This is a genomic window from Dielma fastidiosa (assembly GCF_003475485.1).
Classification (GTDB): Bacteria; Bacillota_I; Bacilli_A; order Erysipelotrichales; family Erysipelotrichaceae; genus Dielma; species Dielma fastidiosa.
This window is the reverse complement of the sequence record NZ_QRQL01000005.1, coordinates 73,132-98,287: the sequence shown is the minus strand read 5'-3', so window position 1 is coordinate 98,287 and position 25,156 is coordinate 73,132. Positions and strand designations below refer to the sequence as shown.

The following is a 25,156-nucleotide window of genomic DNA, read 5'->3' as shown; positions in this document are numbered from 1 at the left end:
GACCTACGCTTGTAAATCAAACCTTATAACTGCTGATCAATGCATTCTTGTTTTTATAATGTCAGTTCGGATGCCGCCTCCGCGTCTAAGATTAAGATAAAATTAGGATGCAGCTGAAAGATTGAAGAGGGGCATTCAGCTGTAATTTCACCCCATAAAGCACGTTTTACGATTTCTGTTTTTGCCTTGCCGTTCACAATCATGACAATCTGTTTGCTGCGCATGATCGTCCGCGGGCCCATCGTCACATATGCATCAGGCATTTTATTTTCATCGTCCCCCGATAGGAATTTAATGCGATTATATAGGGTTGGATTCAAATCACAGGCAACCGCATGCGTATCATCATCAAAAGTACATGTATGCGGCAGATTACCGCAGAAATGGCCGTCTTTGCCAAGCCCTAAAACAACATAATCGAGATAGCCGACAGCTGCCAAGGCTGCTTCACATTCCATATAATTCTTTTCATTCAGAATATGAATCTGCTTTTCATCAATATTGGCAGGTGTAAAGAATAAAGAACGCAGTGCCTGCATCGTTAACCCCTCATGCTCGCCCACCTGAGGAATTTCATCAAAGTTGTAATACTGAACATGGCTGAAAGCCGGATTATCACAAACCAAAGGAACCAGATATTCATACATCTCTTTGGGTGTTGAACCGCCGGTGATTGCGATGTGGGCATCTGGCTGCATCATTGCCTGAATCGTATAAGCGCAGGCAGCCTTGCCTACTTCTGCTTTATCCCTGCATCGTATTACTTTCATAACGACGTCTCATTTTCCTGGGCAATAAAATTCTTAAACCAAGTAAAGCTGTCTTTCTTATAACGTTTAAATGTACCCTTGCCTTCATCATCAGCATCTACATAGATAACGCCGTAACGCTTGCTCATCTCCACAGATCCGCATGATACTAAATCAATAATTCCCCACATCGTATAACCAAAAACATCCACGCCGTCTTCAATAGCCTCTTTAATCGCCGCTGTGTGAGTGCGTAAATATTCGATTCGATAAGGATCATGCACACTGCCGTCAGCTTCTAAGACATCTACCGCGCCCAGACCATTTTCCGCTATAAACAATGGTTTCTGATAACGGTCATAGAGCTGATTTAAAGTGATCCGCAGACCAATTGGGTCCATCTGCCAGCCCCACTCACTGGATTTAAGATATGGATTCTTATTGGCAATAACCAAATTGCCGCCTGTCTTTTCCCAGTTTTCATCAGCCGTTGATACTTGCGTAAAATAATATGAGAAAGCTACAAAATCAACCGGATATTCAGCAAGCAGTTCTACATCGCCTTCTGCCATCTGCAGCTTTACATTCTTCGCTTTAAAATAACGATTCATATAAGCCGGATATTTACCTCTGGCCATAACATCGGTATAGAACCAGTTAGTATATTGTTCATCATGCAGCTGTTCCAGATTATCTTCTGGTTTGCAGGTTGCCGGATAATGACAGAAACGGGCAATCATGCAGCCAATCTTAGAATTTGGCATCATTTCATGAGCCAGCTTAACCGTTAACGCATTCGCAACAAATTGATGATGCAGCGCCTGGAAAACATCGTTATCAAGATTCTCATGTTCTTCTTCAATCAGTGCCACCCCATTATAAGGATTGAACCGGCCGGCATTAATCTCATTAAACGGCAGCCAGTAATCAACATCGTCCTTGAAATTCTCAAATAATGTTTTCGCGTACTTCAAATAGAAATCGATCATCTTTCGATTACTCCACGCGCCATATTCCTTTACCAAATGCACCGGTACCGCATAATGCAGCATCGTCACAAAGACCTTGATGCCATACTTATGGCATTCATCAAAGATATTCTTATAATACTGCAGTCCCTCTTTGTTAGGTTCATCCTCATCACCTAATGGAAATATACGCGCCCAGCTGATAGACAAACGATAGACATTCATTCCCATTTCCGCAAACAATGCGATATCTTCCTTATAATGGTGATATTCGTCACTGCCAAAGCGGAACGGATACGCGTTTACATCCTTACTTGCACAGCCCTGATTGAATTTCTCCGTTGTCATTTTTTTATATTTCCAGTCATTCTTCTGTTCTCTTGTCAGATGAAAATTACCCGGCCGGCAGTCTTGAGTATCTAACCCCTTGCCGCCTTCATTATATCCGCCCTCTACCTGTGAAGCAGCTGTCGCGCCGCCCCATAAAAAACTTTTTGGAAATCCTTTTTCACTCATTGTAAATTCTCCTTTCTAATTAAAATAGATTCTTTTTTTCAGCTTCAATCGCCCGTTCATCTTTTTTAATATCTTCATCAAAGCCTAAAACATAAGTCAATACTGCTGTTAATACAAAGCCGATCGCACTGCCAGCAAGAACGATTGGAATCGTGCCTGTATATACCGGTAATGAAATTAACGCCGGCATCGCAAAGCTTAATGCCTTTGCACCCATCGCCGCTACAAACGCGCCGGAAACACCGCCGCCGATGCATAAAGCAGCCAACGGACGTTTAAAGCGGAAAGCTACACCATATAAAGCTGGTTCAGTAATACCAATTGCTGCGGAAATAAAGGATGAGAAATTAGCTGCCTTGTTTGATTCCTTCTTTGCCTTTAAGAAAGCGCCGAAGCACATACCCGCTGCTGATACAGTCGCGACACAATGCACGGGACCCAGCATGTCATAACCCAATGTTTCAATGTTGTTAATCATGATTGGTGACATCGTCATATGCGTACCGGTAAATACCATCAGCGGACGGGTGAAGCCATCAACGAAGCCGCCGACCATTGGTGCGATATCAAACAGCCATTTAAAGAAATTACCAATATTATAACCCAGCGGGCCAAACAGCATTAAGCTCAGCGGCGTCATGACTAATAAAACAACAACCGGAACTAACACAACTCTTAAAAAGCTTGGCGATACTTTAGAAATCCAGCGGTGAACATAACTCATCACCCATACAGACAGCATAATAGGAATTACGCTTGATGAATATTTTACTAAATAAAAGCTGATGCCAAACGTGCTTACCTGCGTACCGGCATTATTAATAATCGTAGGATACATATAAATACCCGCTAATATTAATGCCATAATCTCATTCGTTTTAAAACGCTTCGCACTCGTATAAGCTAACAGGAACGGCAGGAAGTAGAAAGTCGCATCACTCGCCGCATTCAGCATCAAATACAGACCGGTTGATGTATCCAGCAAGCTGTATGTAGTCAGTAAGGTTAAAATACCCTTAAGGATACCAGCACCGGCAAAAGCGGTAACAACGGGTGCAAAACAGCCGCTGACCACTTCAAAAATCGCACCGGGACGGAATTTCTTTTTCCCTTGATTGTCAGCATCCAGGTTTTCATTTAACGCTTCCATCTTTTCAATTCCTGCCAAACTACATAATTCCGCATAAACATCAGGAACGGTTTGACCGATAATAATCTGGAACTGTCCGTTTTGCGCCATCGTTCCTAATACACCTTCCGTATTTTCAATTTGCTGCTTCTGAATCAGACTTTCATCCTTTAAAGTAAAACGAAGTCTTGTCATACAATGAACTAAGCTTGTGATGTTGGCTTTACCGCCAATCCCCTGCAGAATTTCCTCTGCCATTTTTTTACTGTTTTTCATGGTTTCATCCTTTCTTACCATCTATGCAATCGGACTATGGACGTCACACAGTCCTGTTTTTGCCAAAATAAAACCCCAGCAGAGCAGAGCGCAGATTCTGCCTATTCAGGCTAATCATACGCTTTACGGATCTGCTGAGGTAATGCCCTATTGGTTACAATCCTCACGTGCACACAATCGATTGATGTGCAGCATTAAATATAAAACTTCTTCATCGCTGGGATGCCAGCTTAAGGTATCTTCAAAATATTTCTGAATATCCAGCGCACAGGCATAACTCATCGGATATTCCTCTTTCATACTCTGAAACAGGCGGCTGTTCTCACTGGTTATGCTTGAATTGCTTTCCTTCCTTTTAAATAAATACTGCATATGCGATACAAAGCGGGAGTAATTAAAACTGTCACGCCGGATCGGCATATCGTAACATGCTTCAATGATTTTTGTCACCTTATCGATGACCTTATCACTGTCATAGTCTAAAACGGTATTCACTGGCTGTTCCTCCGCATTTATTAAATGCAGGGCAATGCTGTATGCCTCTGTTTCAGCCAGATAAACATGAAGCCGCCGGTGAATTTCTTTAAGTGCAAATTTCCCGACTGCTACCTCTTTTTCATAGAGATGGGATAATTCATAATAAAGCGGCAGCTTAATTTCAATTCCCTTGCGAATTCTCTCAATCGCAAAATTAATATGATCAGCCAAGGTGAATACCACATTCGGATTCAAATTGCTTTCAATGCAATTACGGGCATAATCAATAATAACTGCGCAAACCTCAAAGATTGATTCATCAATTTCCTGAACAAGTCCGAAATAATTGGGGTCAACACCATAATAAGTTCGGGTAATCAGTGATAAATCAAGTAATTCATATGGCATAGCCGGAAATCCGATACCTTTGCCAAATGCGATCAGCTCATGTTCATTGTTATCCAAACATACGGCAACATTGTTATTGATTTTTTTAATAACCTTCATGAGTCTGACTCCTTTCACAGCACTATTTCTGACAGGTGATAACTGCTGTTTCGCCTATCCTTACTTTATCGTTAATATGCTGAGTTGTCAACGTAAAATCATTACCATTTGTAATAATCATCGGGGTTGTCAGATCGACGTTTTCAGCTTCTAAATACGGCCGGTCAAGCTGGATAACAGGTGTGCCTTTTTTCACCCGCTGATTCTGTGTTACCAAAGCTTTCAGACCTTTGCCATTCAAATTCACGGTATCTAAACCAATATGTACCAGAATTTCAGCGCCGTTCTCCGCCTTCAGACCAAACGCGTGATTGGTATTCGCAATCATGATGATTTCACCGTCACATGGCGCGCAGACCACATCCTCATTGAATCTAAATGCGACACCGTCGCCCATCATCCTTGATGAGAATACTTGATCTGCCACATCATCCAGGCTGATACATTCACCATTTACCGGTGCATAGCATTGGTTATCAATCACTTTTTTCTTAAACAGATTAAACATTTATTCACCTCCTGATAAACAATAAAAAACTCTTCAATGCAGACACATAAAACAAACAGATTCCTGTTTGTCCTAAGGTAATGCCTCGAAGAGTAACAATCCTTTTTACATCATCTATAATAGTATGCGCTTTCAAAAATGTCAACCCTAAATTTAATTTTTTGTAATTTCTCTGAAGTGAAAAGTTAACTATCACATCATCCTAAAGAAAAACCGCTATCGCGGCTTTTCACATCCTGTTTTGATCATCATCAGCGTTCGATTCAAATCATTACGTATCCGCTCCCGATCCTTTGGCTGGAGAATCAGCTTGATAACGGAAGACTTAGTAAGATTAAAGAGCAGTGACTGCAGCAGCAGTACATCTTCATCTTCTGTGTAAACTAAAGTATCACGATTGAAATGTTCCTTAAAGAAGATCGGGTCAAAATCAGGAACGTTCATATCACAAGGCACTTGTTTCAACTCTTCATTATTAGCCCGCATACTGGTAAATAAATTACGGAAAAATTGATAATGATCATCCTGCAGGCATTCCACCGACAGACAGTCATATAAATCCGCAAACATTGTGAAGATATCACCATTGCTGTTTTCTAAAGATGTCAATGCGCATTCATGCAGAGATACTAAGAAATCCTGAAGAATAAAAACTAGTAAATCACTCTTATCCTTAAAATACTGGTAAAAGCTGCCCCTTGATATACCCGCGTCCTTTACGATTTGATTAATTGAAACCTCATTGTATGATACTCTTGTAAATTCCTTAATTGCTGAGCGAAGCAATTTGTCCTTCTTATCCTCAGGCAGATTATAAAACGTTGATGTTGGCAAACCATTTCCCCCTATTCGTAACGCAATGCTTCAATTGGATTAAGCTTAGCGGCTTTATTGGCTGGATAATATCCAAAGAAAACACCAATTGCCATTGAGAAGCTTACAGCGATTAGGATAATGCTTACCGAAGGCCGAGCCGGGAAGCCTAACGCGCTGGCACCAACACTGCCCAATACTACACCTAATATAACACCCAAAAAGCCGCCGACCAGACAGGTAATCACGGATTCAGTAATAAATTGAATGCGGATTGCGCTGTTAGGTGCCCCTAAGGCTTTACGGGTACCAATTTCTCTTGTACGTTCAGTAACTGATACAAGCATGATGTTCATTACGCCAATACCGCCGACCAACAATGAAATACCGGCAATGATTGCAATTGCAATGGACATTGTGGACATCATAGAATCAATCTGACCGAGCATACTTTCCATACTGAATGTTTGAATTGTTATATACGGATTCTTATCATAATATCGATTAAAGAATTCTTGTGTTTCGATCTGGAAAGCCGTTGAATCTACATTCGCTTTAGGTGTAGCTGTAATCTGATAGAAACCATTAGAATTATTAATACGCTGCGCGGTAGAAACCGGTATATAAGCATCGGTGCTCATGTCTTTTTCCGATGCCATAGAATACATCATCGCATTCTGTTTATATTCGTAGACACCGACAATCGTATAAGTATTAATTTCATTACTGCGGTGAATCTGAACCTCTTTACCGATTGGATCAACACCTGGCGCAAACATATTATTCACAAACTTATTTGATACAACGATTAAATTCTTCATTGAATTAATATCACGCTGATTCAAGAAGCGGCCTTTAATCATTTCAATAGAATTCGCTTCTGCATAGTCAGCGCTGACACCGCTCAAGCTGACATTGGCATAAAGCCGGCCATCCTGCGCTTTACCGCTGCCTAATGATTCAGTCATTGAAACACCTAGTAAATCATTGTCAAAACGTTCTTTATAAGCATTAATCATCTCATAGCTGATAACATCACTGTCAGTTATTTCATAGTTATTGGGCGCTACTGTATTTCCTGATTCATCGTAACGATAAGATAAGCCGATCATCAGATTTTTAGCTCCCAAATCAGCCATTGAAGAAGTCATCGCCGAACGCATTGAATCGCCGACCGTAACAATAGCAATAACTGAAGATATACCGATAATAATACCCAGCATTGTCAGCAGGGCACGCATTTTATTTGCTTTTAAGCCACTGAATGCCAGTGTAATACTTTCCATTAAATCCATACGTCACCCTCTTTTCTCTGATCGCTGACAATAAGACCATCGCGAATCGTTAAGATCCGTTCCGTCTCGGCTGCCAGCTCAGGATTATGGGTTATCAGAACAATGGTTTTGCCTTGTTCCTTATGCAGCTGATGAAATAAATTCATAACTAAATGCCCGGTATACGTATCCAGAGCACCTGTCGGCTCATCGGCTAAGATAATAGCAGGATCGTTTGCCATAGAACGGGCAATCGCAACACGCTGCTTCTGACCGCCTGATAACTCATTAGGCATATGCCCCATGCGGTCTTCCATTTCAACAAGCTTCAGCAGATCCTTCGCTTTCTGGGTTCTTTCCCTGTGCGGTACGCCGGCGTACATCATCGGCATTTCAACATTTTTCAAAGCGCTGGTTCTTGGAATCAGATTAAAGGTTTGGAAAACGAAACCAATTTTCTGATTTCTGAAATGCGAAAGCTTGTTATCATCAACATCATCCATAGAAACTCCATCAAGTATATATTGTCCGCTTGTCTGACGATCCAGTGCACCAATGATATTCATCAAGGTACTTTTACCTGACCCGGAAGGTCCGACAATTGATACAAACTCCCCTTCGTGGACGGTAAGCGAAATTCCATGGAGCACTTCAAGTTCATTTTCCGTCCCCTGATAGAAGGTTTTGACGATATCCTTCATCTCAAATATTACTTTTTTCTCCATGGTTTACCCCAGCAGAACGGTTGCCCCTTCACTTACTCCCTGCGGTGAAGTGATGACAATATCTCCTTCTTGTAATTCGTCACTGATAACTTCAAGCAGGAAGTCAGTTTCCATGCCAATCGTAACGATTACTTTTTTAGCTGTGTATTTATTACCATCCTGTTGTGCAACATAGATATAAGATGTACCGTCTACATCTGTAATTACTGCATCATAAGGAACTGCCAAAGCACCTTTTTTCTCTTCAACAATGATATTTACTTTAGCATTCATACCGATACGCAAATCTGTTTTAGTATCAGTAACATCGATTTCACTTTCAAATTCAACGGATGAAGAACCAGATTTAGTTGAACCATCGGCAGCCTTTTTAGCAGCTGGCGCAATGAAGCTGACTTTACCATTGTATTTTTCATTCGGAATTGCATCGGCAGAAATAATTGCTTTCATACCATTTTGAACACTCATTAAATCATATTCCTTGATGGCGGTGTTGATTTTTAACGCATCAGCATTTTCAATAACAAACAGTACACCGCTTGCCTTATCGCCTACTTCTACATTTACAGCTGTCACAGTGCCAGAGATTGGCGCAGTGATTTCAGCTTCGTTTAATTGTTTCTTTAACTTCTGCAGTTCGATCTGTCTTGATGGATCACTGGCTGATAACTGTGTCTTTGTCAGTGAATCCTCATAAGTTTTTAACTGCTGCTGGGCGTTGCGTTTCGCAATCGTCAGATTCTTTTCAGCATTGTCATAAGCTGTCTGTGCCTTGTCAACTGCGTCAAGGTAAGATTCCAGCTGCTTATCTGCGGCTTTGACAGCATCGGCTAAGGCGTCCTTGGCCTCTTTATAAGCGTCATAGGCAGAATCACTTGAACCTTTTAAAGAAGAAGCAGCTGAGATTTGTGATTGCAGCGCGCTTACTTGCATTTCAAGAGCTTTGGTGGGGGCATCATTCGCCTCAGCAGTAGCTAATGCCGCTAGAGCCTCAGATAATTCTCTCTTCAAACTATCTAAATCATAAGAATCAGAAGTATCCGATGCATCACGATACGCTTTTCTCGCATTATCCACAGCCTTCTGAGCCTTTTTGATTGTCTCATTTTCGCCCTGATCCATATCCTCTAATGCTTCATTATAGGCTTTCTTCGCATCATTCAGCGTTGTCAGCGCGTTGTCCACATTTGTCTGCGCATTATTAATTGAGCTGTTCATGTTATTCTCAAGATCAGCCTTAAAATCTTCATATTCCTGTTGGGTTGAATTTAAAGTCAGACCTGTTGTCTGATCATTAATATTCAATGAAGCCTCAGCCTTCTGCACATCAAGCAAAAGATCTTCAACATCAACGGTTCCCAATACCTGACCCGCTTCAACCTTATCACCGGCTTTGACATTAATTGTCTGCATTTCATAAGCAGCTAATGAAGAAGTAACCTTCATTGAATCAGCACTCTCTACAAGTCCCGTAACCTCTACAGTCTTAGAAAGATCCTGCTTAGCCAGTACCGTTGTCTGTACCATCAGATCGCTATTGCCTGATCCTTTAAAGGGATTAAAAAAGAAAGCAACAACCACTACTGCCACAACAGCAATTACTATCAATTTCTTATGTTTTTTCCATATTTCTTTCATTTCAGATTCTCCTTGGCGTCGTATATGACACCCTGTCATACATTATAGATAGCTTCTGTGATTAAGTCAATGTGAAAAGCTCATTATAACAAAACTGTTAGAAAATATTAGGTTAATTTAATGTTTTCTTAAGAAAATATTTAGAAATGCAGAACATTCAAATTGACTGCCAAGCTATCATATGCCAGCATATGAAATAATATTAAAAAGTCAGCGCTTCTTTCAAGAAAAGATAACTCTGACTTTATCATCATAACCTATTAATCTATAAATTAAGGATTCATCCGTGTCCTATGACGCAGATAAAAATAGACACCGCCTTCAATCAGCAGCAAAATTATTACAAATATCGCTGAGACGAGAATACTCGTATACCATGGACTTGAATTTAGTTCATAAAGCATTGGATGACTCTGATAATCATACCAGACAAACAATACCCTGCCGATATAGACCCCAATTGTAGATCCCATAAGGATTTTCATAAAATTCAGCAGCTTATTAGTCATGCTATTTCATCTCTTTATTGATCAGACACGCGACATCATTATGCAGCCATAAAAATGATGCCGGCAGTGCTGTCGATACTTTCTTACTCATCAGCCTTTGAAGGATTTCAGCCTTGCCGCTGCCGCTGATCAGCATTAATATCTTCTTTGCATTTAATAATTCACTTAGACCAAGCGTAATTCCCTGCTCCACCTTTTTGCCCTTCAGCATACCATGATGCTTAGACAGTTCATCAAGCTGAATCACATGGGCATCAGGAATTAATTCATCAGCTGGTTCATTTAAACCAAGATGCCCATTCTTGCCAAGACCTAAAATACAGCAGTCAATCGGATGCATATCAATTAAATCATGAATCCGTTTTGCCTCACATTCAGTATCAGCCGCTTCATTATTAAATGAAATCAACTGTTCTTCTTTAATATTTAAAGGTTCAAGCACATAATGCCGAATAAACCATTCACAGGTAGAATCATCCTTAGCGTTTAAGCCGCACCATTCATCAAGCTTGGTAAACGTCAAATGACTGACATCAAGCTGATTCACATGAATCATTTCAACTAATAATTCATACATTCTGCGCGGTGATTCACCTGTAGCCAGGCAGATATTTGCATAAGGGTTATTGCTGATTTCATTAAAGAGAATTTCGGCTCCTCGTCTGCTCATTGCTTCATAATTATCTAATTGTTCAATCTTCATAAACTGCCTCTCTTTCTTCATTCATTATACTACATGCGTTAGAGAAATCAACAGAACACGCCCTTATCTAAAACATCCTTTCCTAGAATAAAAGACTATTTTCTGAACATGACATATGTTATTATTAAATAAAGAGGGATATCATGACAGCAAATTATAAGAGTAAAAAATGTGAAGAGTTAGTCAACAAAATTAAAGAATGCAGAGCGAATAATAATATCGAGGGAATGAGTGTTCATGCTAATGAATTAAAAATGTTAGCTGAAGATATACAGGATACTTATTCTATGACTGCTGCATTATTTTATATGTCAATGGTTCACTTCATTAAAGGAGAACATGACAAAACACTGAGTTTAAATATGGAAATTTTAAGTCTTTGTGATTTAAATGATGTTCCTGAATATCATGTGCAGACTTTAAATATGATGGGAATCGTATATGCCAGTATCTCTGATTTTATCGCGGCAATCAGTTATCTGCTTAAAGCCTATTATTTTTCTTTGGAACATGAAGAATTACAGTACAGCTATTTTCCATTAAATAATATAGGGGCTTTATTTCAGAATCTTGATATCCCCGATATGGCATTAAAATACTTCCTAAGCAGTCATGAATATAAACAGAAACTGCAGATCGCTATTACCGGCAATGATGCAATTCCGGTTATTAATATTATAGCCGCATATATTAAGCTCAACGATTTTGATGAAGCTAAAAAATGGCTTCAGCTCTATGATAAGGATTATCGGCAATTTGAAAGTTCAGCAGCATCAATTGAAGTTGCTATTCAGCGCATCCACCTCTATAAGCATGATATGGACTTAAAGAGCCTGACACCGCTGCTTGATGAATTGGTTAATCTTTCAGAAGGGATTGTAAACCGCAACCGTTATTTTAAGCTGCTTTTAGAAGCATTAGAAGACTGTATTGAGCTTGAGCTTAAAGACTATGCGACTCGCTTGTTAGAAGAATTAGAATTAATGAACGAAGAAGTACATGATATCCTGCTGCGTCAGCATCTCTCTGGTTTAAAGGTTAAAATGACACTCAAAGATTATCCGGATGATGACAGTTATGAAACGCTCTTTCAATATTATCAAAAGAATGAAAATTATCGGGAGCTTGAAAAAAGCAATACTCGGCAAAGCCTGATTATAAAAATTGAACAAGAGGAAATGATGAATGAACATCGTTTGATTCTTTTAAATAATGCCCGGCTTTTAAAAAATAATGAATTAGATCCATTTACCGGCATTTTTAATAAAGCAGCTTTTAAGCAGCATGTTTCAGAAGCGGTTTGTGATCGTTCTAAAGATGAATATGCGGCATTATTAATGATTGATATCGATGATTTTAAAAATGTTAATGATACTTTTGGACATTATGCGGGAGATCAGGTAATTCTTGATGTTGTTGGCTTATTGACTAAAGGCAACCAAAGTAATGTCATCGCCGGGCGTGTAGGCGGTGATGAATTTGCGGTTTTCTTCCCTTCATTCTATTCTTTAGATTATCTCTATGAAAAGGTTGAGAATTATTTAAAAGCAGCCAGAAAAATCATTGCTAATGATACTGCCGGAATCATTACGATCAGTATCGGCATTTATTTAACAAAGCAATCTGAAATCTATGATGAAATGTTTAAGAAAGCAGACAATGCTCTTTATATGGCAAAGCGTAAAGGTAAAAATCAATATGCTGTTTATGCCAAACCAAGTGATGAAGATACGCATTATGCCAGTGAAGCACCTTTGTATTCTAAATCTGCTGAGCAATTCCTGCCGGCAATTTATAAAATATTGAATGTAGACCGTTATGCAGAGAATGATTTATTTGCGGTTTTGCGATTGTGCCTGAAAGCATTGGAATCGAAGCAGGCGGCGATTCAAATTTTTGATCAAAATTTGACTCATGATCGATGTCTTTTCATTGATATGAACAATCAGCCTGAGCAATCAGTTACTATAATTGAAAACAATCTCAAGGTATTGAACAATTATCAGAATAGGCAATGTGTTGTCAATGACAGTCAGAATGAAGCAATTGAAACAACGGAAACAGCATATAGAGCATGGATGCAGTCATTGATTGTATTTGATCAGCAGCCTTTAGGCATTGTGACATTTTATGATGAACAGCTTCATGCATGGAATGAAAGAGAATTAACGATTTTAACGATTATTGCCGATGTATTGGCACCTTATATTTATTATGGTTCACATGAATAGAGAATAAAAGCATAATTAAACAAAAAGGGAAGTGATAAAAACTTGGGCGAAAATATCACTTCCCAGCGGCGGAGATGTTATCATTAACGACAGCATCTCCATATTCTGATTTAGAATCCAAATGTTACTTAATATACTGATCCGTCTTCTGTTTATGAAGAAATTATCAGTATTTTTTTATCACTCCAACATAATCAATTTGTGAAGTGTATCATTAAGTATACTTTTTGTCACACTTTGATTTATACAAAAAAGGGTTCAAAACAGCATAAAAAGGTCTGATTTTCTTTACAAAACAGACAAAAACACCTATAATTATAAAGAATCCAGGTGTCTTATAAAGTATACATTACAAGACACTTACAGATATGTGACTGAATATTCGGCAAACATTAATTATAAAAGTCTGAAAAGTAAGACAATCTTTAATCCGTGATGTCTTTACAATTTCAGACTTTTTTAGTTTTTAATTATAGAGCGGACTCCAATAAATGCCGTCTTCATTAATCCAACAGTCATCAACCCATTGATTTCTAACCATTCTGCCTTCGCTGTCAAGATAATACCAGCGTCCCTCAGAAGTAGGATGCCAGCGATTCGTGACATAAGTATAATTTTCAAATAAATACCAATCATTCCAATGTGCCTGCCAATATTGATAACGGGCTGTGTAATCCTCTTTAAAATAATACCAGATGCCATTAACTTCCAGCCATGACTGTACTAAACGACCATCTTCTCTTGCAGCATATACCTTATATTTATCGCCATAATCGGAAATTAACTGATCAAATGGTCGAGTATTCACCAAATTATTGAATTCATCAAGAATTACCCATTCTTGTTTTGCGACTGTTTTATCATCTTTGATGAAATAGACAGCTTCAGCAATCTCAGGAATAATTGATAGTTGTTCAGGCTTCACAGCGGCAACCAACTTTTCATCTTTATCCAAGAGGATAAACCCACTTTCAACTTGCTTGCCATTGTTATAATAATAAGTTTTATTCTTTTCCTCTACGAATCCATCTGCTTTGCTTGAAGGTGCAGAACTGCCGCCCCCACCACCGCCGGATGGTAAATCGCTGCTGGTTTTCTCTTTAATTTTAAAGGTGATGGTTAGCGTATCTTCCCCAGTTACATCATTCCACACACTGCCATCATATTTCTGTTTCTGGAAGACTACGTTCAAAGTATTGCTGCCAATAGACAATGTGGAAGTATCAATTTCACCAGTATAAGGTCCTGCCTCATTAAAGCTATTTTCAGTTAATACCTGCCACTTTACAGGCAGCCAGCGCACAGCATTAGTTTGCGGTGAAGTAACATTCATACCATCACCAATTGCAGTAAAACTAATCTTATCACCTTTAGTATATTCGCTATCATTAACAATCCCTGTGACTGAATTATGAGGTGCAACAATTTCACTCTTCACATATTTCCATTTATGAGGTGCGCTAGCTTCATCATTCCTTAACTCATATTCATCACTATCATAAGTGAATGATTCAGTACCGCCGCCAGTAACTGTGATATATGTTTGATCTACAACAGGTGTACCATCAATTTCAACCGTTGTTGTACCAGATGCAGTACCGCCAATTGTGAACGTTTTTCCATCTTCAAGACGAAGTGTGCCACCGCCGATATAGTTTCCTAAAATACTATCATTTTGTGCCGTGCTAGAATTTGTTAAATCTAATTTACTACCTGGCTGAATCGTTAACTCTTCCACGTCGAAAAACAGATTATATTGATTGTTTGATCCGTCACTCCCCTTCTCTGATAGTTTCAAAACTGCGTTATCTGTGACGATAACTTCATTAACATTTAAAATATACTCGCTGTTTAATATTGTCTCAGTTGTGCCATCACCAATAAACAATTTGATATCATTATTGACTACACTTGTCGCATACGCCCCAGAGCCTGTAAAAGTAATAGGTGAATTTTGGATACCTGTAACATGAAATTCCATGTTATCTAAGCTACTGTAATAATAACCGCCAGCATATAATTGCTGCTTGACAGTATTCCCCTCTTTTAACTCAATAATTGATGTTCCGTTGATTATTGCATTATTTCCGTCAGCGCCCATACTTCCCCCATATGCAGAAGATAATACTGTATTAGTGAATATCATTTTCATATTACCAGTAATATCTGCATTTGTGCCAGCTTTTGCATCAGCATTACGGCCACCGCCATATATGGCACCATTGATAGTTGAATTATTATATTTTGTTGTGACATTGCCAGTAATGTTTGCAGTTCCACCAGTTGCGGCATAACCTCCGCCATATATAGAATATGACATTGGATTATCTAGATTTTGCATTGTAAATTCAATATTACCGGTTATATCTGCATTCGTTGTCTGCTTTCCACAACCGCCAATAATTAATGTCTCTTGGGGAATTGTACCATCAAACGTTAATGATAAATTGCCATATATATTAACTGTTCCACCACCAAATTGAGCATAACCGCCATTATATAACCATATGCCAGAACTGGATGTACGCATTGTATTTGTTCCGTTCCCTTTAAAAGTAGTCTTAACTGACACAGGATTATCTTTTGTTCCAATATCTGCTGAGCTGGCTGAATTATACAAATAACCAGCCCCATAATAGGTAGCACACGAAAAATCACCATTAATTGTATAATCAAGGCCACCTGCTACATTTGCTGTTGTATTAGGATTTTTAGCATAACCAGCAGCTGCATAATTTGCTCCTACACTGACACCACCAGTAAATGAAGTAGTTATCTTTCCACCCACACTAGCAGAGGAATTCGCGCCCTCAGTAAATCCGCCACCATAATATGACTGCTTAAATTCAATATTTTTTCCAAATGTAGATGTAATATTACCTTCAACATTACTTAGAGCCTTAGCATTTAATGATGAAGTCACTCTTACTACTTTACCAGCTCCGACATAATCCTTATTAAAAATGCAGTTATCTTTAATTGTGATATTGATTGAACCATCAACACTCGCGTCTCCGGCTCTGACAACTATACCACCCCCTACCATTCCTTCATTAAACTCAATATCATCAGCAATATTAATACTTATATCACCAAGCACTTTAGCAATTGCAGGACACATATCAAAAGTATCCCCATAACTATTATTAGTTGCATTTCCACTAGCTAAACCGCCACCAACTATACTAGCTCCTCTGTCAGTATCATATGTAGAGATTGTACTACCAGCCTTAATTTCTATTTTGCTTCCGCCTACGTTAGCTTGGCTAATTCTTAAGTCAAGAGTTTGATTGGCAAGGTCATAATTTCCATCTGCCTTTCCTCCACCATAAATTGCAGGTGTATTTTCATAACCTTCAAACTGATTATCAATAGGAACAATTGTAATATTCGTTGTTTTTTTCACATCGGCTGTACCTCCAAATGCGGCATGACCACCAGCTGCTAAAAACGATGAACTTAAAGCAGGGCCCCTGCCACATTGAACATATGTACTACCCAACACATTCGCATTAGCCCCTCTGCCATCTGCATTACCACCAGCATACAAATAATAAATCGTTCGTTCATTCAACTGACTTTCTCCTGCTGCTGAATCCTTGTCCACCTTAATTTTTATATCACCAGAAACTATTGCATTCGTAATAATGTTCCAATCACCAGTACTGTCATTATAATTACTGTTCCCAGATGCTAAACCGCCACCAATGATATGTAGCCCAGCACCCATATATTTACCATTGCCACTTTGCGCATCTTCACCAAAGTTTAAAGTTATATCTCCGCCAACATTTGCATTGAGTGTCATTGTCTTGCGCGTTTCTGCTTTTGCCGCACCTCCACCGACAATTGCATCGTTGAGACAATACACATCGCCATTTATATCCAATTCAATATTTCCGCTTACATTCGCACTATATGTTCCTGATTGTTCACTCGTTGCATAACCGCCGCCGTAAAGCACATTATGAACATGCCCATCTTTGAGTAATTGAATCTCTATATTTCCAGTCACATCTGCATTAATAGTTGATAACGATTGATTTTTATCAGGTTCGGCATGCCCACCACCAATTAAAGACCAGCCTACATAACCTCCCACAATCAGCTTAATATCACCAGTAACCTTATGATTATATCCGCCGCCATAAATTGAGCCAGATGATTCCAACCTGCCATAAAATTCTATTTCAGGTGAACCGATAATATCTTCCTCATAACCGCCGCCGTATATATCACTATTATATATTCCATCATTAGATATTTTAATATCCTTTCCAACATACAGTTTCTTTCCGTTCACATATATATTCAATAAAGCACCATTACCTGAAATGGATAATGTTCTGGGTGTTCCATCTGTATCAGAATCTATCGTTAATGAAGTAATTCGATCAGGTATTTCAAAAGCACCTGTACTTGCGTTACGAGATTCAGTGACATCGCTATTCAGCTTCACAATCACATCACCGCTCAATAAAGAGTCATTAAACAGTTCAATAAAATTAGCGTAATCAGCATTAACCCCTGATCCCACCGTTTTTTCAGTAACATTATTATCATAGACTATTAATTCATTGTTCTGCATTTGATTTTCAACATTTACCACAATGTAAGGAAGTGCATCCTGCCCTTGAAGCAATTCATCAGACAGCTGATAAAGTGTCTTATCCCATTTTGGCACATAAACAATCTGATCATAAGTTTCTGTTTTTATATCCCAGTTTACCATTAATTTTTCCGGTTCTGAACTGTTTTCAATCCATACATCTAAACTTTCAGGAAGCATCAGATTCTCTTTCTCTTCAGCATTTACCATAAAATTCATATACGGCTTATTTTCATTAGGTTCATAACCAACAAACTCAGTAATCCGTTGAATGTCTTCTATGACATTCTCTTCCTTTTTTGAATCTTCTGCACTTACCGTTGGGCATTCGGAAAGAACAAGAAGCACACTCAAAAAAGAGGAACAAAAAATTCTTCCAATCCTTTTCATCTTTTATGATTCTCCTTGTGTTTTCTATTCTGATAGTCAGAATAATGCCCAGTTTATGTAAACATTATAGCATATTAATTCAATGATAGACAAATTTAAAATATTCATAAAAAAATACGGAACTGATCACATCGTCAGCATCCGCATTTTTAATAATCCAATTCTAAATATTTCTTTAAACGTTTATACAGACTAGCCATCGGCAGTCCTACTACGTTATAAAAATCACCATTGATTTTCTTTACAAACGTCAATCCCTTACCCTGTATCGCATAAGCGCCAGCCTTATCGTGAGGTTCCTTAGACTTGGCATAGCGTTTGATTTCCTCGTCTTCAAGATCATAGAATGTAACATCCGTTACTTCATGAAAGCATTCCTTGACATCCTTGGCCACTAAAGCCACCCCGGTAATTACTTGATGCGTTTTACCAGACAGCTTTCTCAGCATCCGTTCAGCATCTTCATTATCCTTAGGTTTACCAAAAACTTCCCCATCACAAACAACGATCGTATCCGCTCCGATAATGAATTCTTCAGGATATCTATGAAAAACGGCATCCGCTTTTTCAAAAGCCAGCTTTTCAACCGCCTTCTCTATACTAAGTTCAGGATCCAAGGTTTCTTTTAATAAACAGCTAGCAGTTGTAAATGGAATTTCACTAAGAACCATCAGTTCTCTTCTTCTTGGTGATTCACTTGCTAATAAAACTCTTCTCATATATCCTCGCTCCTTCATTAGAAAATTTTAACACTACTTTATCAACATTGCAATGAAGCTGATTATATTTTTTTGTCAACATCTTCCTTTGCTTTTTTCCGCAGGAAGATAAAACCAATAAGTAAAAGAAAATAAACAACCAGAAAGGTTAAAGTGATGCGGAAAACCATGCCGGCAAAGAATGTTTCAGGAAACATATTGATCATAATTGAATTAGCCGGATTTAGCTGCCATAAATCATTCGTAAAGAATAATTCGTGGAAACCGATCCAAAAGCCTGTAAAATCCATCAGCGCATACCCGGCCAGCATTCCGACAACAATCAACAGACAAATTGAAATTTGAATAAAACTGCCTGCCAGCTGGCGCTTCAGCATATTTATACCATTTTCATCCTTACGGCTGCGGTAAATCAGATAAGCAAAAGCTAATACACCTATCATTGTTGCCAAATTCCTGGCGGTTAATACATTCTGATAAAGATTTTTCACATCCACCATATGCAGCGTTTCACGCTCAGTAAATATTTCACGCTGCATGCCAAATACTTCACCGCTCACTAAGATATCGTCTCTCTGATCATGCAGATAATCCAGCAGTGTTTCGGTTGCCGCGAATAAGTCTTCATCACTCATTCCCAAACTATCCGCTGTATTCAGCTTTATGTACTGTTCACGATAGTAGTTTTTATTAAATGCGTGGAAATCGATACTGGTTACTAATAATACAAAGATCAAAGCCAGCGAGAAAATCCCGGCGGCTGTCTTACCACTTTTTTTCATATACTGCCTCCTGCTGTGAGATCAATCTTTTTATGATTAATCATCATGCCTATTATTATACAATGAAATGCCATGCTTCAATGTCGAAATTTATTTCTTTTTTGATTATTTTCTTATCATATGGTGAGGAATGTTTAAATTTATGACAAAAGGCTGACACATTTTGTCTGTTTTTATCATTAGTTGTTGACAACAGCGTGTACTATATCCTATAATAACTAGGCACATCAATGACTCGTTAGCTCAGATGGTAGAGCATTTGACTTTTAATCAAAGGGTCTGGAGTTCGAATCTCCAACGAGTCACCATTATAAATTATAAACAGCCCAGCACTGTTTTTTTATTATATTAAAAAGCACACCTTCAGCTTATGAATCGGGTGTACTTTTCAGCTTTTAATCTATTTAGCCAACGATTTTTCAATATCGGCGATTTCAGCTTCTAACTGCTGAATAAATTCTTCCTTGTCGGCAATATCTTCATTCATCTCATCAATGGCTCTTTGACCCAGCAGACCAACCATTTCCTCCTGCATTCGTTTCAGCTGCCATTTCTGCTTCTGCAGCAGATCCTGCTTACGATTGCGGGCATCCTGCATCCGCTGACGCCATTCCTGATGCTTCTGCTCATTCAGCTGTTTCAAGCCGTTGAAGTAATCATCCATTACTGAGCGGAATTCATCCCAGATCTGATCTTCCCGCTCCTTACCGCATGAACCAATTGCTTTCCATTCATTGCTTAAGCCCTTCATTTGTTCAGTCAGCTCTTTAGTATATGTCTTCTCAGCGGCAATGGCTGCTGCCTTTTCAACCAGCGCCTTTTTATCAAGATACTTTTGATCCTGCTCCTTATGCAGCTGATCATAATAAACACTGCGGCGATCATAGAATTTCTGACGCTGCTCATTAAATGCATCCCATAAACGATCTTCATGTTCACGGCCGGCACTGCCTGCGGCTTTCCATTGATCCATTAAGCTCTTAAACTTCTCGCTGGTCTGCTGCCATTGAGTTGAATCAGCAATTTCCTTAGCCTGTTCAATCAGTGACTGTTTAGCCTGCAGCGCATTGGCAAAGTTTGACTGAAGATTTTCCCAATAGGCATGTTTGCGGTCAAAGAAAGTCTGACGAGCCGCATTAAATGCTTCCCACAAAGCGTCATCTTCTTTGCCGGCTGTGCCAATCGCCTTCCATTGACGCATCAAATCAGCCATAGCATCAGTCGCCTGATTCCACTCATTAGACACAGAAACCTTTTTAGCCTGTTCAATCAATGCTTTTTTTAGCTCCTGATTGTTCTGGAACCCTTCACGGCGCTTGCTGTAAAGCTTATCAACAACACCATCAAATTTCTCAACTAACTGATCTTCATAAACTGAATCCCAATATGAAATTTGTTTCCATTTTCTTCTTAGATCAGCAATCGCACGGGCAATCACATCCCATTCAGCATCGCCGTCAATCTGTTCAGCTTCTGCAATCAAAGCCTCTCTTTGCTGAATATCCTCATCATAATCACTTACTTCATACATTTCATCATTATTGTTATTCATCGTATTCCTCCAATAGTTCTTTAGAATCATCCAGTCCTATTAATCATTGTAACGCAAGTCATAGAAAATTTCATTCATTAAATGAAAAAAAACACTTTTTAAAACAATTCTGCCTTCTGTACGCTCCCCTGAATCTTCATTAACTTTTATATAAGAGAAGCGACAAAGGTCACAATCGAAGACCTCTGCCGCTCTTTTAACATCATATTTGCTTTTAAGCTAAGAATTCTATGCCTATTTACGAGTTAAACCTTCAAATGCATAAGTAGCAGTTACTGCTAATTCAGCATTATCTGTTGTATAAGGACGGAATTCAGAACCTTCAAATTGTCCCATACCGCCTACATTGTAGATTTTGCTCATATCATAACCTTTAGCTGCCAGCAGGTTCATCAATTGTGTAACACGGCCGCCGCTTTGGCACATTAAGAAGACTGTCTTATCAGTTGGGATCATTGCATGCAGCAGATCATCTGATTCTTCATAAACATCGATTGGTTCAGTTACTGAGCCGCCGTATAATTGTGGCAATGTAGCATCAGTATTTGCATCAGCATTGAAGATAACTGCGAAATAAGGAATTACTTCAAAGTTCTTTAAATGCTTTTTAGCATAGTCGTTATAATCACGAAGATCGATATAGACAACATCATCTCTGCCTAAATAATCAATCAGGTTATCAACGTTGATTGAAGAACAAGCAGCTGCATATGAATCAGCAGTACAAGCTACTTCTGCTTCATCCTTACTTGGCTTATACATCTTTGTAGTATCACGAGGATCAGGCAGAGCTGTCGGTGCCGGTGCATCTGTAGCCATTACATAACCGTTTTCTAATGGATTTTTAACCCATCCTTCAGCTTCTAATTCAGCATCTGTTTTTTGTGCAGGTGCTGTTGAACATCCCATTAATAATAAAGCAGATAATGCTAATACACTAAATTTTTTCATAATCGTTTAGATCTCCCTCTATTTAGTTAAAATATTCGTCAGTTGCATGATATTGGAATAATGCATTCAGCATACGGATAATGTTGTTTGTTGAAACAGAAGAACCTGTGAATGTATCTAATGTCAGACCTTCACGTCCTTCACCGGCTGAATAATCAGCTGGATCAATATCATCCTGTACGCTTAATGTGCTGATATAATCATAAGTCTTGCCCTTGAAGAAAGGAATATATTCTTCCTTAAAGGTTTCATAAGTTACACCGGCAGGTGTTGGATTGCTGTCACCCCAGAAGCCGCCCAGATAATGTCCGGCAGAATCCTGATCAAATGACAGGAAGCGTACTTCAGAATCCTTAATATCCTTGCTGTCAGGCAGTGTCAGTTCTACATAGGCAGTCTGCCAGTAGTTTACATCGGCAGAACGGCATGTGCATGACAGATATGTGATCTGATACTTAATATAGTTACGAGCCACATATTTGAAGTTTACAAATGCGTAGAAATTTGTTTCATTACGCGGACCGTCAACATGGTTAATAGGTACTACCGCTACCACATTGCCGACTGATCCTTCACCTAAATCGGCGCTTTCATTCAAAAATTTGTTTACTTCTTCAAGTGTCATGTTTTCAAATGAACAGGTTCCGCCCTCAGTCACCGGATCATTTGTGCCAGTATTACCGTCATTGGCCGGCGGTGTTGTACTTGTACAGCCTGTAACTGTACCGGCAAGAAGAAGTAAAGCGATCAAACTTTTTGCTAACTTTTTCATATTTCCTCCTTTATGATATTTTTATTATAGCTGATTCGCAAATTGAACTCAAGCGGTTACAGAATTTTCGTGAAATTGTTAACTTTTACATTTTGCTTCCTTTTTTTACTTAAATTTTCATATTTCCTAACATGCTTTCATGTTGTACAATTATATCATGAAAAAAATAATACTTATACTGTGTCTTTTACTCGCCGGCTGCGGCAGAGAAAAAAGCCCGGTTCAGCCAGAGCCAGTCAGTGCTTCTGTATCGGTGCTTTATGATCAGGAAAAAACAATGCTGCTGCCGATGAATACAAGCGTACTCTTAACGATGTATGATCCACAGCAGCTTGATCAAGCAATGCCTGACTTTGAAGCCTTAATTCACCAGCTGCATCAATTGTTTGATCCTGACCATGGCTTTACATCAATTAATAACCTTTATGTTATTAATCAGCATTACGGCAGTGAGGATAAGCTGCTGCTTGACCCGCTGCTCTTTGATGCCCTTAAGGATGCCATCGCGCTCTCTGTATTAAGCGAAGGCAGCTTTAACCCAACCATCGGCGCCCTTTCTGATTTATATCAGAATAAATATTCATCGCTGCCAATTCACGCTGAAGATCCAGCTGATGAAGATATTAATGCCGCCCTTGCCTGTGTTGTGCCTTATGATCAATTAGATGCGATTATTCAGCTTGATGAAACCGATCATAGCGTGATATTTAATACATATTCACCCTGCGAACAAAAGGTTAAGCTCAACCTAGGCGCTTTCGCGAAAGGCATCGCCGCGCAGAAAGCCTATGAAGCCTTAAAGCATTTGAATGTTCCTTTCATGGCCGCCTGCTCAGAAAGCTCACAGTTTCTCTATGCACCAATAGAGATAAACAAAACATGGACATGGGGAATCCGTGAACCAAATGCCAAGACCTTGCTGGCTGCCTATGAACAATCTGATATTGCTGCCTTGTCTACCTCTGGCGATGATCAGCAGTATTATTATTGTGAGAAGCATCAGATCAACCATCACCATATTCTTGATCCAACACTGGGCAGATCAAGAAATATGATTCGCTCAGTATCTGTATTCAGTGATAATCGGGCTGACATCCTTGATGCCCTGACAACGATTCTATTTAATATTGAGGATGCGAAACAGCGCATAACACTAATTAACCAAATAGAAACCATTTATGAAATTAAGATCGGCTATACCGTTGTGACCGGCAGTCAGGAAGACGGTTATCAGCTGACGATGAATCAGACAGCCAAAGATGCCCTGGCTTATCAAGGCGATGCTGTTAATGCAATTATAGTGGAGGACTAATATGAAAAAATTACTTTGTATCTTAAGCTTATCCCTGCTTTGCGGCTGCAGTACGCCCCCGCAGCCAACAAATTCCCCTGATGCCGGCAATTCACAGCTTGCGGAGACTGGCAATGCGGAAATCACCCAGCTGCCAAAGAAAGCAAAGCCGGAGAGTACGCTGATCAGCGATTCTGAATTAAACGCATTAAACATTGACGATTATCTTTTTATTAAAGATGTGATGTATGTTGATCTGCGTGATCCTCAGCAGCTGCTGAGTGAGGGTACGATTGCCGGTTTCACAAATATTCCGTTTTATGGTTTAATCGTCGATCTGACAGACAATGAAAATGTCTTATTTACGATGACTAAGCCCCGTGATGAAAATGGCAAAGTGCTTGCTCAGCTTGGTGATGTAAACAGCTTTGTCGCTAATTATAAAGAATCCGAATCAAATCTGAATTATCTTTTCCCTAAAGATAAACAGATCGTCTTCATGTCAACAGCAGGTGTCGAAGCTACCTATATGATGAATCTTTTGATTCAGCTTGGTTATGATCCTGCCAATCTATACAATGCCGGCTGCTTCTCTAACGGCATCGGTGATCAAGTCGCCTACCGCAATATCGAACAGGCGCGCTATTACACACCGGGACATGAAGCCTATACGGTCAGTGTCAGCTATGACTGGGGAGAATTAACCCCGATTGATTAAATGATATTTAGAAATAACTAAAAAGGGATTGCCTGTTATACTGCCATTTCGCGTATATCAAACGATCCCTTTTTATGTTTAAATGCTGACACTTAATTCATCGATTTGTGTTTTAAACATTCTTTTGCAATATAAGTCTTAACTGCTTCAAGATTTTCTTGATTCAGTTCACGTAAACTCAGAATGAATTCGATTTCTCGATCTGTCAGATCTAATTCTTTATTGTGCTCACGCACTAATTCCATTAATATTTCCTGATTTTTATTCTTTTGATCTGCCATACTCAGTCCTCCCAATTATTGGCTGAGTATATTATATCACAAATATTTGATTATTTTAATAAATATCT

At 39.0% G+C, this 25,156-nt stretch carries 21 protein-coding genes and 1 tRNA gene; 4 read left to right on the top strand and 18 right to left on the bottom strand.

Going from position 1 to position 25,156, the window contains the following annotated elements; genetic code table 11:
• Positions 1-53 precede the first annotated feature (53 nt).
• The 11 genes from DWZ33_RS11630 to DWZ33_RS11580 all read right to left on the bottom strand — a co-directional run bounded on the left by DWZ33_RS11630 (position 54) and on the right by DWZ33_RS11580 (position 10,792).
• The gene (locus DWZ33_RS11630; protein ID WP_118454925.1) at positions 54-770 is read right to left on the bottom strand and encodes a glucosamine-6-phosphate deaminase; all 717 of its coding nucleotides are present in this window, start codon (positions 768-770) and stop codon (positions 54-56) included.
• Positions 767-2,233, bottom strand: coding sequence for a glycoside hydrolase family 1 protein (locus DWZ33_RS11625; protein WP_118454924.1), 1,467 nt, complete (start codon positions 2,231-2,233; stop codon positions 767-769). Before DWZ33_RS11625 ends, DWZ33_RS11630 begins: the two co-directional genes overlap by 4 nt.
• Before the next feature lie 19 nt (positions 2,234-2,252).
• Positions 2,253-3,638, bottom strand: a complete 1,386-nt coding sequence (locus tag DWZ33_RS11620; protein ID WP_118454923.1) for a PTS transporter subunit EIIC — start codon at positions 3,636-3,638, stop codon at positions 2,253-2,255.
• A 147-nt stretch (positions 3,639-3,785) separates the two neighbouring features.
• A complete protein-coding gene (locus tag DWZ33_RS11615; protein WP_118454922.1) occupies positions 3,786-4,622 on the bottom strand; it encodes a PRD domain-containing protein in 837 nt (278 codons plus the stop codon).
• 22 nt (positions 4,623-4,644) lie between these two features.
• Positions 4,645-5,130, bottom strand: coding sequence for a PTS sugar transporter subunit IIA (locus tag DWZ33_RS11610; RefSeq protein WP_118454921.1), 486 nt, complete (start codon positions 5,128-5,130; stop codon positions 4,645-4,647).
• Positions 5,131-5,346: 216 nt separating this feature from the next.
• Positions 5,347-5,964 carry a TetR/AcrR family transcriptional regulator gene (locus DWZ33_RS11605; RefSeq protein ID WP_022938379.1) on the bottom strand — a complete coding sequence of 206 codons (618 nt, stop codon included), beginning with the start codon at positions 5,962-5,964 and terminating at the stop codon, positions 5,347-5,349.
• Positions 5,965-5,975: 11 nt separating this feature from the next.
• On the bottom strand, positions 5,976-7,238 hold the full coding sequence (locus DWZ33_RS11600; protein ID WP_022938380.1) for an ABC transporter permease: 1,263 nt from the start codon (positions 7,236-7,238) through the stop codon (positions 5,976-5,978).
• Positions 7,229-7,942: an ABC transporter ATP-binding protein gene (locus DWZ33_RS11595; RefSeq protein WP_022938381.1), complete on the bottom strand. Its 714-nt coding sequence runs from the start codon at positions 7,940-7,942 to the stop codon at positions 7,229-7,231. The genes DWZ33_RS11600 and DWZ33_RS11595 overlap by 10 nt, the downstream gene beginning before the upstream one ends.
• A 3-nt stretch (positions 7,943-7,945) precedes the next feature.
• Positions 7,946-9,580: an efflux RND transporter periplasmic adaptor subunit gene (locus tag DWZ33_RS11590; RefSeq protein WP_182425673.1), complete on the bottom strand. Its 1,635-nt coding sequence runs from the start codon at positions 9,578-9,580 to the stop codon at positions 7,946-7,948.
• A gap of 272 nt (positions 9,581-9,852) precedes the next feature.
• Positions 9,853-10,089: a hypothetical protein gene (locus DWZ33_RS11585; RefSeq protein ID WP_220452429.1), complete on the bottom strand. Its 237-nt coding sequence runs from the start codon at positions 10,087-10,089 to the stop codon at positions 9,853-9,855.
• Between the two features lies 1 nt (position 10,090).
• Positions 10,091-10,792, bottom strand: a complete 702-nt coding sequence (locus tag DWZ33_RS11580) for a galactosamine-6-phosphate isomerase (RefSeq protein ID WP_022938384.1) — start codon at positions 10,790-10,792, stop codon at positions 10,091-10,093.
• A 143-nt stretch (positions 10,793-10,935) separates the two neighbouring features.
• Here DWZ33_RS11580 and DWZ33_RS11575 point away from each other — a divergent pair, with 143 nt between their 5' ends.
• Positions 10,936-13,023, top strand: a complete 2,088-nt coding sequence (locus DWZ33_RS11575) for a GGDEF domain-containing protein (protein WP_118454919.1) — start codon at positions 10,936-10,938, stop codon at positions 13,021-13,023.
• Positions 13,024-13,489: 466 nt separating this feature from the next.
• On the opposite strand, the gene DWZ33_RS11570 is transcribed toward DWZ33_RS11575, so the two are convergent.
• From DWZ33_RS11570 to DWZ33_RS11560, 3 genes are all read right to left on the bottom strand, one after another.
• Positions 13,490-18,022 (bottom strand): hypothetical protein, encoded by a 4,533-nt coding sequence (locus DWZ33_RS11570; RefSeq protein WP_118454918.1) that lies wholly within the window; start codon positions 18,020-18,022, stop codon positions 13,490-13,492.
• 149 nt (positions 18,023-18,171) lie between these two features.
• On the bottom strand, positions 18,172-18,741 hold the full coding sequence (locus tag DWZ33_RS11565; RefSeq protein WP_022938387.1) for a Maf family protein: 570 nt from the start codon (positions 18,739-18,741) through the stop codon (positions 18,172-18,174).
• 62 nt (positions 18,742-18,803) lie between these two features.
• On the bottom strand, positions 18,804-19,523 hold the full coding sequence (locus DWZ33_RS11560; protein WP_118454917.1) for a TIGR01906 family membrane protein: 720 nt from the start codon (positions 19,521-19,523) through the stop codon (positions 18,804-18,806).
• 232 nt (positions 19,524-19,755) lie between these two features.
• Here DWZ33_RS11560 and DWZ33_RS11555 point away from each other — a divergent pair.
• Positions 19,756-19,831, top strand: a tRNA-Lys gene (locus tag DWZ33_RS11555).
• A gap of 92 nt (positions 19,832-19,923) precedes the next feature.
• Here DWZ33_RS11555 and DWZ33_RS11550 read toward each other — a convergent pair.
• The 3 genes from DWZ33_RS11550 to DWZ33_RS11540 all read right to left on the bottom strand — a co-directional run bounded on the left by DWZ33_RS11550 (position 19,924) and on the right by DWZ33_RS11540 (position 22,798).
• Positions 19,924-21,075, bottom strand: a complete 1,152-nt coding sequence (locus DWZ33_RS11550; protein ID WP_022938389.1) for a DUF349 domain-containing protein — start codon at positions 21,073-21,075, stop codon at positions 19,924-19,926.
• Positions 21,076-21,309: 234 nt separating this feature from the next.
• Entirely contained in the window at positions 21,310-22,026 is a 717-nt protein-coding gene (locus DWZ33_RS11545; RefSeq protein WP_118454916.1) for a rhodanese-like domain-containing protein, read from the bottom strand.
• 22 nt (positions 22,027-22,048) lie between these two features.
• Complete coding sequence (locus DWZ33_RS11540; RefSeq protein WP_118454915.1) at positions 22,049-22,798, bottom strand: hypothetical protein; 750 nt, start codon at positions 22,796-22,798, stop codon at positions 22,049-22,051.
• A gap of 157 nt (positions 22,799-22,955) precedes the next feature.
• Here DWZ33_RS11540 and DWZ33_RS11535 point away from each other — a divergent pair, with 157 nt between their 5' ends.
• Positions 22,956-24,110, top strand: a complete 1,155-nt coding sequence (locus DWZ33_RS11535) for an FAD:protein FMN transferase (RefSeq protein ID WP_182425671.1) — start codon at positions 22,956-22,958, stop codon at positions 24,108-24,110.
• 1 nt (position 24,111) lies between these two features.
• The gene (locus DWZ33_RS11530; protein ID WP_118454913.1) at positions 24,112-24,807 is read left to right on the top strand and encodes a hypothetical protein; all 696 of its coding nucleotides are present in this window, start codon (positions 24,112-24,114) and stop codon (positions 24,805-24,807) included.
• Positions 24,808-24,899: 92 nt separating this feature from the next.
• On the opposite strand, the gene DWZ33_RS11525 is transcribed toward DWZ33_RS11530, so the two are convergent.
• Complete coding sequence (locus DWZ33_RS11525) at positions 24,900-25,088, bottom strand: hypothetical protein (protein ID WP_022938394.1); 189 nt, start codon at positions 25,086-25,088, stop codon at positions 24,900-24,902.
• Positions 25,089-25,156 lie beyond the last annotated feature (68 nt).